At 69.5% G+C, this 14,263-nt stretch carries 7 protein-coding genes; 3 read left to right on the top strand and 4 right to left on the bottom strand.

The annotated features are described in order from the left end of the window. Positions 1-74 precede the first annotated feature (74 nt). The 3 genes from OH809_RS42465 to OH809_RS42455 form a co-directional block, all read right to left on the bottom strand. Positions 75-887 carry an IclR family transcriptional regulator gene (locus OH809_RS42465; RefSeq protein ID WP_406415514.1) on the bottom strand — a complete coding sequence of 271 codons (813 nt, stop codon included), beginning with the start codon at positions 885-887 and terminating at the stop codon, positions 75-77. 214 nt (positions 888-1,101) lie between these two features. Continuing rightward, positions 1,102-2,130 (bottom strand): hypothetical protein, encoded by a 1,029-nt coding sequence (locus OH809_RS42460; protein WP_406415516.1) that lies wholly within the window; start codon positions 2,128-2,130, stop codon positions 1,102-1,104. Further along, positions 2,127-4,397: an MMPL family transporter gene (locus OH809_RS42455; RefSeq protein ID WP_406415518.1), complete on the bottom strand. Its 2,271-nt coding sequence runs from the start codon at positions 4,395-4,397 to the stop codon at positions 2,127-2,129. The genes OH809_RS42460 and OH809_RS42455 overlap by 4 nt, the downstream gene beginning before the upstream one ends. A gap of 359 nt (positions 4,398-4,756) precedes the next feature. Between OH809_RS42455 and OH809_RS42450 the strand changes: the two genes are divergently transcribed. The 3 genes from OH809_RS42450 (at position 4,757) to OH809_RS42440 (ending at position 11,005) form a co-directional block, all read left to right on the top strand. After that, positions 4,757-5,458 (top strand): TetR/AcrR family transcriptional regulator, encoded by a 702-nt coding sequence (locus OH809_RS42450; protein ID WP_406415520.1) that lies wholly within the window; start codon positions 4,757-4,759, stop codon positions 5,456-5,458. A gap of 296 nt (positions 5,459-5,754) precedes the next feature. Continuing rightward, on the top strand, positions 5,755-10,431 hold the full coding sequence (locus OH809_RS42445) for an aminotransferase class I/II-fold pyridoxal phosphate-dependent enzyme (RefSeq protein WP_406514814.1): 4,677 nt from the start codon (positions 5,755-5,757) through the stop codon (positions 10,429-10,431). Positions 10,432-10,642: 211 nt separating this feature from the next. Beyond that, positions 10,643-11,005 carry a hypothetical protein gene (locus OH809_RS42440; RefSeq protein ID WP_406415524.1) on the top strand — a complete coding sequence of 121 codons (363 nt, stop codon included), beginning with the start codon at positions 10,643-10,645 and terminating at the stop codon, positions 11,003-11,005. Between the two features lie 370 nt (positions 11,006-11,375). On the opposite strand, the gene OH809_RS42435 is transcribed toward OH809_RS42440, so the two are convergent. Next, positions 11,376-14,048 (bottom strand): alpha-L-fucosidase, encoded by a 2,673-nt coding sequence (locus tag OH809_RS42435; protein WP_406415526.1) that lies wholly within the window; start codon positions 14,046-14,048, stop codon positions 11,376-11,378. Positions 14,049-14,263: the final 215 nt, after the last annotated feature.

The raw sequence follows: 14,263 nt of genomic DNA, 5'->3' as shown, positions 1-14,263 counted from the left end.
GTACTTCTCCCTATCAGTAGTTTTATTTACTTGCGCGAATTAATTTCGTGAACACGAAGGCAGTTCGGGTGTTTTTAACGACTCTGCCGGGCGGGACGTCTTCGTCTCTTTTCGCCCTCGGGGCCGTGCAGGGCCGCGAACCGTTCGGATATGAGTTTGGCGGTGGTCAGTACAGGTTTGGCGCGTTGTGTTGCATCGCCATTTTCCGTGCCGGTAATGAGGGAGATGGCGGCGATGACGGCTCCGGTGCCGTCGAATACGGGGGCTGCGACACTGCAATAGTTCTCGTTCATCTCACGGTCGCATATCGCGTATCCCTGCCTTTTCGCCCGGTCGACATGGGCGCGCAGGACCAGCGGGTCGGTTTCGGTCCACTTCGTGTATGCGTGCGGATCCTGAGCATAGAACTCTTCCTGCATTTCGGGGCTCGCGTACGCGAGGAGAACCCGTCCGGAGGCGGCCGAGTAGAGCGGGAAACGATTTCCCACACTGCCGGCGCCGCGGCAGGACGCCTCGCCGCTCCACACGCTCTCCAGGCAGATTCCCTCCAGCTTGTCCTGGACGGTGAGCGCCACCGAGGCGCGCGCATGGGCCTGGAGTTGCAGCATGTACGGCATGGCCACGGCGCGGAGCGCCGAGTACTGCGGGGCGAGTAAAGCGATTTCCCAGAGCTGCAGACCGATACTGTAGCGACTTCCTTCTGTTCGCTCCAGAGCCCCCCAGGAGAGAAGTTTTTTCACGATACGGTAGGTGGTCGCCACCGGCAGACCGGATCGTTGGCTGATATCGCTCATCGTAAGGGTACGGTCCCGGAAATTGAAGGCTTCCAGAACACTGAAGGTGCGGTCGATGATAGAGCGGTCTCCGCTGACTTGCGGGGCGGGCATCCGGCAGACTTCCCTTCACATTCAAGGCGCAGGCTCCGGTCGAGAACCAAAAGAATTGTTGCATCCTTGAGTAAACTCGGAAAGAGAAGCAGGGGAATTTTAAAAGAGCCGCCATAATTGTACGCGTGCAGATGTGAATTTCGATGTGCAGATGGGAATTCCGTCCGCACGGGGCTGACGGAATCCGTCGGCCCCGTGCCGGTCCCGCTCGCGCTCAGGCGACGGAGGCCGGTGCCCCCGCCTCCTCCCGGCGCGGGTGCCGCGGCCGGAGCGCCGGGTCGGTCGCCGGGAAGCCCACCCGGAAGAAGACCAGGGGCCGCTCCCCGTCCTCGGCCCCGCACAGCTCCGCGAGGTCGTCGACCGTGCCGGGACAGTCGATGACATGGCTCTGCGGATGGACGTACACGCCCTGCTGGAAGAAGTGCAGCCATAGCCGGGTGACGAGCCGCCCCGCGCCGACGTCCCGCGCCGGGTCGCCGCCCTTGCCCAGGATCACCAGGACCGCGCCGTCGCCGCTGGTCGCGCTGGAGGAGAGCACGGTGAGCAGCCGGACCAGGCCCAGCGGGCGCAGCAGCCGGTAGACGACGGGGGAGAACAGCACCCGCATCGCGGAGCGCTCCGCCCGGTTGAGCACAAGCATGACGTCGTTGAGACCGTCCTGCCGGTACTCGGGGCGGCGCGGGTCCAGCCGGGTCCACGCCAGCAGTTCGGCGGCAATCCCGGCGTGGCCGAAGAACCAGTGGTACGCACGGACCAGCAGCGGCCGGGCCGCGGCCGTGGACACCACGGCCACCCTGAACCCCGCCTCCCGGGCGGTCTGCTGGGCGGCCCCGATCAGCGGCAGCTCCACCTGCCGGGTGGACCAGGGCCCGCGCCACACACGGCGGCCCTCGACGTCGGAGACCTTGTACGCGGTCGTACGAGGCGTTCCGGCGGGCCGGAGCCGGCCGACCCGGGTGGCCTCGGCGTCGTGGTCGGATTCGAATTCGAGCGGGACGCCCGCCTCGGCGGCGCAGATCAGCAGGGTCTCCACATAGGTGCCCAGGGAGAGCCGCAGATCGCGGTGGGAGGGGTCGCTCGGGCCGAGGGCGTACTCGGTGCGCCAGCCGACCTCGACGTGGTCGGTGTGGTAACGCAGCTCCCACGGCTGGGTGTTGTGTGCGTTGGCCGCCCGGGCCGCGGTGGTCGCGATTTCCCGCAGCCGGTGCAGGGAGCCTCTCTCTTCGCTCTCGGTCGTGGTCATGGCAGCAGTCCCGTCTTCTCGCGGTGGCTCGCGGTGGTGGTCTCTTCCGTGCGGGGGGCGGCGGTGGCCGGTTCCTCCTCGGCCGACTCCTTGATGCCGAAGCGGCGGTGGAGGGCCTTGAGCGGTGCGGGGGCCCACCAGTTGTAGGGGCCGACAGCCCGCATGAACGCCGGCACCAGCACGCCGCGTACCAGGAAGGCGTCGATGACGATCGCGAGGCCGGTGGCCAGGCCGTACATCTTGATCAGCGAGACGCCGGAACTGAGCATCGCGAAGAAGGAGACCGCGAGGATGGCCGCCGCGGCGGTGATCACCGGGCCGCTGCCGCCCAGGCCCTCGCGGATCGAGCCGGCCAGGTTGCCGGTGTGGTCGTAGCGCTCCTTGATGCGGGCGACCAGGAAGACCTCGTAGTCCATCGACAGGCCGAAGGCGATGCAGAACATCAGCACCGGCATCGACACGGCCAGCGGCGATGGTGTGAAGCCCAGGGCTCCGGAGAGATGGCCGTCCTGGAAGATCCAGACCGTCGTGCCCAGGATGGCGACCAGGCTGAGCGTGTTGAGCAACAGCGCCTTGAGGGGCATCAGCACGCTGCCGGTCAGCAGGAACAGGAAGAGCAGACTGAACAGGCCGATCAGGACGATCGCGAGGGGCAGCTTGCCGGCGATGGAGTGGGTGATGTCGACGAGCTGGGCCGCCTGGCCGCCGACCAGGATCTCGGCTCCGGCCGGCGGGTCGACCGAGCGGATGTCCCGGGCGAGGTCGCCGCCCTTCTCCGAGTAGGGCACCAGGTCCGTCTCGACGAGCAGCCGGACCCCATCGCCCTTCTGGAACCCGGCCGCCGTCTGCGCGGGCAGGTCGGTGACCTTGCTGCCGTCCGTGTAGACGCCGGCCGTGCTGGTCACTCGGGTGACCTCTGAGGTCTTGGACAACTCGGCGGTGTAGTCGGCAAGTTGGGAGGCGGAACCCTTCCAGTTCGTGGAGACCACGTTGAGCGCGCGGTCGTCGCCGGCGACGAAGTCGTCCCGTACCGCCTCAGTCACCACACGGCTCTCGACGTCCTTCGGCAGCACCCGCTCGTCCGGCACGCCGAACTGGGCGCCGCCGAACGGCACGGCCATCACCAGCAGCAGCGCGACGACCGGGGTGGCGAGCAGCGCCGGACGCCGGAAGGCGAGGGCGGCGAACCGGCCCCAGAAGGTGTCCGCCGGGGGGCGGGGCGCGGTGCGGCGGCGCCGGCGGAGGGCGAGCACGTCGATCCGGTCGCCGAGCAGGACGAGCGCCGGGGGCAGCAGGAGCAGCGAGCCGAGGACCGCCAACGCCACCACCGCGATGCCCGCCATGGCGAAGGAGCGCAGGAAGTACTGGTCGAAGACCAGCAGCGCGGCCAGGGCGGCGCCGACCACGGCCCCGCTGACCAGGACCGTACGGCCCGCGGTGGCGCGGGTGACGCGCAGGGCTTCGGCGTTGGTGCGGCCGGCCGCGCGTTCCTCCCGGTAGCGGGTGACGATGAGGAGGCTGTAGTCGACGGAGAGGCCGAGCCCCAGCGCGGTGATGAGGTTGACCGCGAAGACCGACACCGAGGTGAACTGGGCAGCCACGTTCACGGCGGCCAGCGCTCCGACGATGGTGAGCACCGCCAGCAGCATCGGCAGCAGCGCGGCGATCACTCCACGGAAGACGATGACGAGCAGCAGCAGAGTGATCGGGATCGCGATCGACTCGGCCGCGACGATGTCCTTCTCGACCTGCTTGTTCATGTCGTTGTTGATGGCGGTGATGCCGCCGAAGGAGACCGACACGGCGCCGTCGGGGTCCGACAGCTTCTCGTGCAGATCGTCGGCGGTGTGCATGCTCTCGTTCTCGTCGCCGTCGACCCGCACCAGGATCAGACCCGCGTCACCGGAGCGCAGCGTCTTGTCGGGGGTCTCGAAGTACGAGGCCACGACCCGCGCGGACGAGGTGTCACCGATCGTCTTGTCGATGTCGTCGGCCTTGGCTGCGGCCCGCGAGCCGTCCACCCCGTCCTGGGCGTCCTTCACCAGGATGACGAGGTTGGGCTGGCTGTCGGGGAACGAGCGCTCCAGGGCCGAGGCCGCGCGCACGGAGTCGGAGCCCGGATCGTCGAAACCGCCCGATTTGAGATTGTCGAGCACACCGGCGCTGGCGGCACCGCTGATGAGTAGGAACAGCAACCCCGCGAACAGGGTGAACCACGGACCGCGGCGATTTTTCCGATCGCTCCCGGAGGGCACCGAGGCAGCCATCGTACGGATCCTTTCTGCTACTTCTGCTAGGAGGCGATCAAGGGCGAATGAATCGCCCGTGAACTCCTATGGGGTGGTGCGGTTCGGATGGGGCTCGTGATGCGGAATCCCGCCCGGATCCGTCGACACGGCGAAGCGCACTGTCGAATTCGGGGGATTCGCCGGGGGTACAGCTTGTTATTCGATCCGGCCTGGTCGTTTTGTTTTCCTCCGGCCGGGCATTGGCGGCGGGCCAAGTCGGCGAAGGGTTCAGAGAGCAGCGCTCTCGCTTGAGTGCAGTGTTACACCGAGCGGTGGCCCGAAGCAAGAGCACTGCTCTTGTTATTGGTCACTGCACCGAACGGTGGCAGACTGTTCACATGGGTGTCATTCGAGGAGCCAGGGAACGCGCACGGGCCGAAGTCACCAAGGCGATCAAGGACGAGGCCCGCAAGCAGGTCCTCGCGGAGGGCGCCGCCAGGCTGTCCCTACGGGCAGTGGCCCGGGAGCTGGGCATCACCTCCTCGACCCTGTACCGATATTTCCCGAGCCGCGACGAGCTCCTCACGGCGCTCATCGTGGACGCGTACGACGCCATCGGTGCGGCGGCTGAGCGGGCACTCGGGAAGTCCGGGCCGGCCGGCTCAATCGAGGAGTGGATCGCCGTCTGCCAGGCCGTTCGCCGCTGGGCGCTAGCCCATCCGCACGAGTACGCGCTGATCTACGGCTCCCCCGTGCCGGGCTACTCCGCCCCCTCGGACACCGTCGGCCCGGCCTCCCGGGTCGTCCTCGTCCTCTTCTCCATCGCAGCGAGCGCCCACGCGGCCGGCGCGCTGGAGGTGCCGGCCGCGGCGGGCCCGGCCGCCGACGGCATCGGCCCCGACGCCCGGCAGATCGTGCGGGAGTCCGGCCACGAGCTGTCCCCGGCGGCCGTGCCACAGCTGGCCGCCGTCTGGGCGCAGCTGTTCGGACTGCTGAGCTTCGAGGTCTTCGGACGCTTCGACCGGGTGGTCGACGCCCGCGACGATCTGTTCGACCAGGCGGTGCTCGGACTGGCCCGGCAGGCCGGCTTCAGGCCGTAGAAGCGTCCCAGAGACGTCGTAGAGGCGTCGTAGAGGCGCAGTAAAGGTGATGAAGGCCCTGTGGAGACGCCGAGGTGACCCGATTCACCAGTTACGGGCGAGTAGCTTTTCCGCTGGATGAGAAGCAGGGTTGTCCGGTCCGTCGCCGGCTCATGAGACTTTGAATCCCGACGTCAGGAAGACATGGCAGTAACCGCGCTCACGGTGATTCCCGGAGATTTTCCGTCGATGCCACCGCCGTGTATTTCTGCCGTCGTACCAAATTCATCAGTCAACGTTTGATCGAGGTATCGACCATGGCTGGTATAGCTATTGTTGGCATGTCGTGTCGTTTTCCCGGAGCCACGAACATCGATGAGTTCTGGGAAATGCTGATACGCGCCGAGCCTCAGTTTTCCGAGGTGCCGCGAAGCCGCTGGGACCACTCCGCCTACTACCGGCCGGGAGATTTCCGGGAGCCGCACAGCGTTTACACCGACCAGGTGGCCTTCCTCTCCGAGGTCGATCAGTTCGCACCCGCGCACTACGGCATCCCGCCGCGCCGCGCCCGCACCATGGACCCGCAGGCGAAGCTCTTCGTCGACCTGGCCCGGGAGGCCCTGCAGGACGCGGGTTGGGAGCGGGACGGCTTCGACCGGGCCTCGACGGGTGTGTTCGCGGGTGTGACCTCGCTGGACCACCGCGATGTCAGTGTCTCCAGGATCAGCGCCAATCTGCTCGCGGACGGCTCGCTGCACGACGACGAGGGCGACCCGGAGCTGATGGCCGCCCTGCACGACGCGACCGGTTCGTCGCTGATGCCCATGAACCCGTTCACCATTCCGGGCTGTCTGGCCAACATGGTGCCGTGCACAGTGAGCGAGGTCTTCGATCTCGGTGGCCCCTCGCTCTCCGTGGACGCGGCGTGCTCGTCCGCGCTTGTGGCGCTGGACGCGGCGGTCCGCAGCCTGCGCTCCGGGGCCTGTTCCACCGCCCTGGTGGGCGGGGTCTACCTCAGCCTCTCGCCCACCCCGCTGGTCGGTTTCGCCCGCTCCGGCGCCCTGTCCCGGGACGGGGTGTGCCGCCCGTTCGACGAGCGCGCGGACGGCTTCGTGCTCGGTGAGGGCGGCGCCCTGCTGGTGCTGCGCCCGCTGGAGGACGCCGTCGCGGCCGGTGACCGGATCTACGCCGTGGTGACCGGGGTCGGCTCCGCCAACGACGGCAAGGGCGGCGGCCCGATGACCCCGCAGGTCACGGGACAGCTCGCCGCCCTGCGCGCCGCCTACCGGGACGCCGGAATCAGCCCCGGCGAGATCGACCTGCTGGAGGCGCACGGCACCGGCACACCGGTCGGCGACAGGACCGAGATCGAGGCGATCCGGCTGCTGCGCGCCGAGTCCGGGCAGGCCGGCCCCTGCTATGTGGGCTCTTCCAAGGCGCTGATCGGCCACACGCTCTCGGCGGCCGGCGCGGCGGGCCTGGTCAAGGCGGCCCTCGCCATCCACCACGGCGTCGTACCGCCGCAGCCCGCCGAGCACCGGGTCAACGACGCCCTGGCATTGGGCGAAGCGTCGCTGCGCCTCACCACCGAGCAGCGGCCGTGGCCCAGGGAGGGAGCGCGCCGGGCCGCGGTGAGTTCGTTCGGCTTCGGCGGCACCAATGTGCACGCCGTCCTTGAGGGTACGCCCACCGAACCCGCCGACCAGGCCGAGGAGTCGGCGGACACGCCCTGGCTTTTCCTGCTCTCCGCCGGGTCCGTGCCGCTGCTGGCCCGCCACGCCGCGGAGGTCCGGGACGATGTCGCCGCCGCCCCGGAGGCCACACCCGCCGCGGTGGCCCGGACGCTGGCCGCCCGGGAACTGCTCACCGCGCGGCTCGCCGTAGTCGCCGCCACCCGCGAGGAACTGCTCGACCGCCTCGACGTGGCCGCCCGCCGACTGGCGGAGGGCGGCCTCGGCGAGCTGGCCCCGGGCATCCACGCGGCGGACAAGCCGCTGCCGCCCGAGGAGCGTAAGGTCGCCTTCGCCTTCCCCGGCCAGGGCTCCCAGCATCCCGGCATGCTGGCCGATCTGGTGCGCCGTTTCCCCGTACTGGCCGAACGTGCCGCCGAGTTGACCGCGCTGATGGCTGATCAGAACGACGCGCTGCCCGATTCCCTCGCCGAGCTCTTGTGGGAGCGGGAGCCGGACGACGCCGAGGCGCAGGCCGCCCTGATGGTGACCGACATGTGCCAGCCCAGCCTCGGCATCTGCGGGGTGGCCACCACCGAACTGCTCGCCGCCTGCGGGGTCGAACCGGACCTCGCGGTCGGACACAGCGTCGGCGAGTTCCCGGCGGCGGTCGCGGCCGGCGCGTTCGCGGGACCTGACGCGGTCGCGTTCATGGCACGGCGCGGCGCCGCCCTCGCCGCCGCCGTGCCGCCCGGCACGGGCGCCATGCTCGCCGTGCAGGCACCGGTCACCGAGGCGGAGCGGGTCGCCTCCGCCGTGGAGGGGGTGTGGCCCGCCTGTTACAACCACAAGGGCCAGCTGGTGTTCAGCGGCAGCGTTGAGGCAGTGGACCGGCTGCGGGCGCACTGCGCAAAGGAGGGTGTCGCGGCGGTCCGGCTCAAGGTCTCGCACGCCTTCCACTCCCCCCTCGTGGCCGCGGCCGACGAGGCGATGGCCGAGACGATCGCGTCCCTGCCTCTGACCGGGCCGACCCGGGCCTTCGTCTCCAGCGTCAGCGGCCTCACCTGCGAACAGCCGGACCATATACGTGAGTTGTGGGCCCGGCACAACACCGCCCCGGTCCGCTTCACCCGCGCCGTACGGTCCGTGACGGACGCCGGGGTCCGCTTCCTGGTGCAGATCTACGGCGGGGACACCCTGCTGCGGATGGCCCGCCAGGACGAGGCCGGCACCGCGCTCACCCTGCTCCCCCTGACCGCCAACCGGCCGGACGGCGGCCGGGCCCTGCTGACCGCCCTCGGCCGGCTCGCGGTGGCCGGCGTCCCCGTCGACCCGGCGCCGCTCTTCGCCCGGAACACCTCGCCGCTGCTGTCGCTTCCGGTGTCCCCGCTGGAGACGGCGGCCTACACCGTACGCACCGGTGGGGACCGCAAGCGCCCCGCCACCTCCCCTGGTGCCGCTCCGGCAGCCGCACCCGTGCCGAGCATCCGCACGGTCATTCCATCCCCCGTCCCCACGCACCCGATCGGAGAGCCGAGGATGAGCGGTCTCATCGAGTTGATGCACGCCCAGTTGTCCCTGCTCCAGTCCTGCAACGCCGCAGCCGACGCAACCGGGGAGCCCCACCTGGACCCGGCCGCCGAGGAGCGGCTGATTGAAGCCGCGCTCGCGCCCCGTCCCGCGCAGCACGTCCTGGTGGCCGAACCCGTCCGGGTACGGGAGCTGCCCAAGCCCGCGGTCGCCGCGGACGAAGCGGCGGTGCGGGTGTTCGCCGCGATCTCGAAGGTCAGCGCGTACTCCGAGGACTTCCTGCGCGCGGAGCACGTCTTCGCCACCGACCTCGGCTTCGACTCGATCATGCTCGCCGACCTCACCGCCCGGCTCCGCAAGGAGTGGCCCGGCCTGGAGGTGCACGTTGCGGACGTGGTGAACATCGCGACCATCGGAGAGCTGATCGCGACGGTGCAGAGCCGGTTCGGATCGGCATCCGCGGCACCGTCGCCCGGCGCGGTCGCCGCCGTCGCGTCACAGAGCACGGCGGCCATACCCGCGCAGCGGGCGCACGCCCCGGCCGCATCCGCCGCTCCCGCAGAGGCCGTACGACCGGCCGTGGACCGTGAGCAGACCGCCGACGTCCGGGTCTTCCCCGAGGTCCTCGCCTCGCTGGAGCGGAGCCGGGTCGCCGAGCAGGCGGGGGTGCGCAACCCCTACTTCCTGCCGCACGAGGGCACCATCCGGGACACCACCCGGGTCGACGGCGAGGAACTCATCTCGTTCTCCAGCTACAACTACCTGGGCCTGTCCGGCCATCCGATGGTCGCCGAGGCGATACGGGAGGCCGTCGAGCGGTACGGCTCTTCAGTGTCCGCCGCCCGCATCCTGTCCGGCAACCGCCCGTTGCACGAGGAGCTGGACCGGGCCCTGGCCGACCTCATCGGCGCCGAGGATGCGTTGACCCTGGTCAGCGGTCACGCCACCAATGTCACCGTCATCGGGCACCTGATGGGCCCCGACGACCTGATCGTGCACGACGCGCTCGCCCACGACAGCATCCTCCAGGGCTGCCGCCAGTCCGGGGCCGCACGCCAGCCCTTCCCGCACAACGACACGGCCGCCCTGGACCGCATCCTCACCAACGTCCGCGACCGCTACCGCCGGGTGCTGATCGTCGTCGAGGGCGTGTACAGCATGGACGGCGACACCGCCGACCTGGCCGCGCTGATCGCTGTCAAGCAGAAGCACGACGCCCTGCTCATGGTCGACGAGGCGCACAGCATCGGCGTGATGGGCAAGACCGGCGGCGGCATGGCCCAGCACTCCGGGGTGACGCCCGAGGACGTCGACGTCTGGATGGGCACGCTCTCCAAGTCCCTTGCGAGCTGCGGCGGTTACGTGGCCGGACGGCACGAACTGATCCAGCACTTCCGGTACACGCTGCCGGGCTTCGTGTTCAGCGCGGGCCTGCCACCGGCCAGCACCGCCGCCGCGCTGGCCGCGCTGCGACTGATCCGCGAGGAGCCCGAGCGGGTCACCCGGCTGCACGACAATTCGGCGCTGTTCCTGCGGCTCGCGAGCGAAGCCCGGGTCGAGGTCGGCACCAGCGGAGGCACCCCGATCGTGCCGTGCATCACGGGCGACTCCATGAAGGCGCTGCACCTCGCCGACCGCCTCTACAACCGCGGGATAAGCGCCAACCCGATCCTGCACCCGGCGGTGGAGGAGCGCCTCGCCCGACTGCGGTTCTTCATCACCTCCGAGCACACGGAGGAACAGATCACGGCGACCATCCAGATCCTCGCCGAGGAGCTGGCCCGGCCGTTCTGAGACGGAGCCGCTCCAAGGCCGCCGGCGGCCCGTTTCCGCAGCCGTCGGCGGCCAGGAAGCCCCCGGGACCGCTCTGTACGCGGTCGCCGCTCTCCCCCGATCCGCACCGGGGCCGTGCACACGGATCCCCCGCCGCCGGCCGGCCCCGCCGCCGGCCGGCCCCGGCGCCCCTCTCCCTTCCCACTTCACCTCTCCTCCTCAAGGAGCCCCCATGACTTTCTCCGCGCCCCGAACTCCCCCTCCACGTCCGGTCGTCGACGAGCCGGCCGGGCCGTCGCTCACCGTGCTGCTCTCGCACCGGGAGATGCTCGTCAAGGTCATGGCCGCGCCCCGCTCCGGCGACCGTGACGGCCCGGCCTACAGCGCCCGAGGCCGGACACCGAACCGAGAACCATCCCGGACACAGAAGCGAAGACTCCCAGTGCCGCGCGGGCACGGTGAGGAGATCGCGGCCGACGGAGAGACGGAGCCGGTGCTCGTGAAGCTGGACACATGGGTATCGAACACCCGCACGAGGCGAGACAAGCTCGCCCGAGAGCAGCTGGACGCGCTGGGGAAGCTGGGCGTGGAGTAGGCGTGATAGCGGCACCAGCGGCTCGTTGAACCCGGCCGGACATACCGGTACACAGAGAAACCCCGGGAGTCATGGCCCGGGGTCTCGTACTGTCAGCGCTTTTGCCGCTGTGGGGCTGGACTGTCAGACCCCGTTCCTAGTAGGGCTTTGTTAGGTGCGATGGTGGGGGTCGGAGGTTGGTGCGGGTTGGCCGCATATGGAGCAGGCGCCGGTCCAGGTGGCCAGGAGGGCCTGGAGTTCGCGGAGAACCGCGTAACAGCGGCCGGGCCGGCGGCTCCGGTCACGAAGGCGGTGCGGCCGGCGAGGCCGAGGGCGACGGCGCACGGCGCGGCGGCGAGGGGCGGAGCACGTCACAACACATCACAAGGCGTCAGAACACCTGCACCTCGGCCAGCGAGAGCGCACTCGTGCCGGTGAGTTGCACGCGCACGTAACGACCGGACCGGCCCACGGGGATCTCCGTGGGAGTGCCCGCCTGGGCCGTCTGCTTCGAGGACCAGACGCCCGGCGCGGCCAGGGCCTCGTCCAGGGAGTCCGGCAACGGCGTGTCCGACACGATCACGTAGTAGTTGGAGAGCCGCTGCCCGCAGCAGTCCGTACGGTTCCAGATCGCGATCTTGTTGATCGACTTGCTGGAGCCGAGGTCGACCTGCCACCACGGCTGGGACTGGGTCTCGGAGGTGTGCGTGACCGAGCCGTTCCCCCACACGCCGTCGGTGTTGCCGTCGACGGCGCGGTCGGGTGTGCCGTCGTACGCGGTCGAGGACTGCTGGGCCGGCTTGCGGACGGCGATGCCGGGGTCGCCGACCGCCGGGTCGAGGAAGAGGCCGAGGCCGGCGACGCTCGGCGCGAGCCTGGATTCCAGGATGCGCAGCCGGAGCCTGTCGGTCGTCGTCGGAGCCACGTTGAGCAGCCGCTTGTAGCCCACGGTGGTCCCGGTGCCGATCTCGGTCCAGCCGCCGTCCAGCCAGGCGTCGACGGCGAACTTCTCGATGCGCTGGCCGACGTCCATGCTCTCCTGGAGCGAGAGGGTGGTGAACCTGCGCGGCTCCGGGAGGTCGAGCACGAGCTCGGCCGGGACACTGCCCGAGCGCGGGGTCCAGTACGTCGACGCGTCGCCGTCGACGACCGTGGCAGTGCGGTGCTCGCCGGTCGTCTCCTTCGGGTCGGCCGAGGTGACGGTCGCGCCCGTGGCGAGGTCCTTGCCGAAGATCGTACGGATCGCCTCGCCGAACTCGCGCAGCCGCCGCACGTCGCCGTCGGTGAACTTCCCGCGCCGGTCCGGCGGTACGTTGAGCAGGAGCACGCCGTTGCGGCCGACGGACTTGTTGTAGATGCCGAGCAGCGCGGGGAGCGACTTGATCTGGCTGTCCTGACTGCTGTGGTAGAACCAGCCGGGCCGGATCGAAACGTCGGTCTCGGCGGGGAGCCAGCGCAGGTAGTCGTGGAAGGGTAGTTGCTCGCGTGCGCCGAGCACCTTACTACAGCAGGGCGTGGTGCCGACCTCGTTGGCGTGGGCGTCGCCGTACATCGGCAGCACGCTCCACTCGGTCTCCCGGCCCACGCCGGACTCGTTGCCGACCCAGCGGGCGTCGGGACCAGAGTACTCAACCTTCGACTGGGGGCCGGTCTGGATGACGGCCTGGGGCTGGAGTGCGCGGACCATGCGGTACCAGGTTGCGTAGTCGTGCCGTTCGTAGACGGGAGCACCAGGGTTCTCGATCTCGACCGGGTTCGCGCCGTCCATCCATACCTCGTCAACCGATCCGTATTCGGTGAGCAGCTCGTAGAGCTGGTTCTCGTAATAGCGGTTGTAGTCGTTGCTCACCACGTCGAAGGTGGGCAGCTCGCCAGAGGCCACCTTTTCGGCCCGGTTGTCGTCACGGACCAGTGTCGGGATGGTGGTCTTCTTCCAGGCGCTGTTGTTGTTGTAGACGCCCTCCTTGTACTGGTGCACGTCCGCCGGCGAGAGATAGAGCGCGGCGCGCAGGCCCTCCGCGCGTGCGGCCTCCACGAACTCACGCACCACATCGCCCTTGCCGCCCTGATACGGGCTGTTCTTCACCGAGTAGTCCGTGTAGCGCGACGGCCACATGGAGAAGCCCTCATGATGCTTCGCCGTGAAGATCACCACTTTGAAACCGGCGTCCTTGAGGGCGCGCGCCCACTGCCGCGCATCCAGGTCGGTCGGGGCGAACTGCGATGGTGGCACCTCGCCTGATCCCCACTCCACGCCATCGGCTCCGGCGAAGGTGTTGATCCCGAAGTGGACGAACGCGGTGAGCTCGTCGTTCATCCACTTCTTCTGCCGCTCGCTCGGGACGACGTTGGCCGCCTTGGCTTCGATGTCCTTGGCCGTGTCACACGGCGAAAGCGTCACGACCTGCCCGGGGCCCTTCGTCTGCCGCTGGGCGGGGGCTTCGAGTCGGAAGTCCGCGCTGGAGAACTCGCCGTCGAAGGTGGACAGCGCGATGCCGTCCAGTCCGCCCGCGAAGCCGCGGTCCGCGGCCGACGGGTTGGTGTCGCGGCCGAAGCCCACCGCCTCGGAGCGGCTCGGGGCGAGAGCCCCCAGCTCCAGCGCCTTACCCACCGCGCAGCCGTCGAGGAACAGCCGCAGCGTCGAACGCGTCGCGCTCACGGAGGTGTAGACGAGCGCGACGTGCCGGAACTGCGTCTTCGGAACCACCAGTCCCTGGCCGCGTACCGGGGCGGCACCGTCGGCGGACATACCGAACTCTGTCTCGAAGTCGTTGGCGTCCTTGTAGCGGAAGTAAGGCGAGCCGAACAGACTCAGCAGCGTGCCGAGTCGCGGCACATCGGTGCTCCGCTTCACCACGGCCTCGGCGACGAGATTGCCGGTGATGTGCCCGTCGGCGGCGAGCGGCGTACCGGGGGTGAAGCGCAGCCCGGACGCTCCGCCGGGCAGCGTCGCCTTGCCCCGGTCAACCCGGACATCGGATCCGTCCCGGGCCAGTGTGCCGCGAACGATCTCGCCACCTGCGGGGGTGTACGACTTTCCCTCGAACGATCCCTCGAAGTCCACCTTGAGCAGTGTCTGCGCGCGGGGTGCCGCCGACCCGGCCCCCGGAGGAGACCCGGCAGTGGTTGGGTCTGCGAAAGCTGACGGGACGGACGCCCCGAGGATGATTGCCGTCACGGCAGCCACCCACCCGGAAACTCTACGTACCATGTGGCTTCCTCCCAAGGGAGCAACAGGTCTACACCTCGGTTGTTTGTGGGGGAAGTTAACAGCTGACT

It is taken from the genome of Streptomyces sp. NBC_00873, from assembly GCF_045207415.1.
Classification (GTDB): domain Bacteria; phylum Actinomycetota; class Actinomycetes; order Streptomycetales; family Streptomycetaceae; genus Streptomyces.
This window is presented reverse-complemented; position numbering and strand designations above follow the sequence as displayed.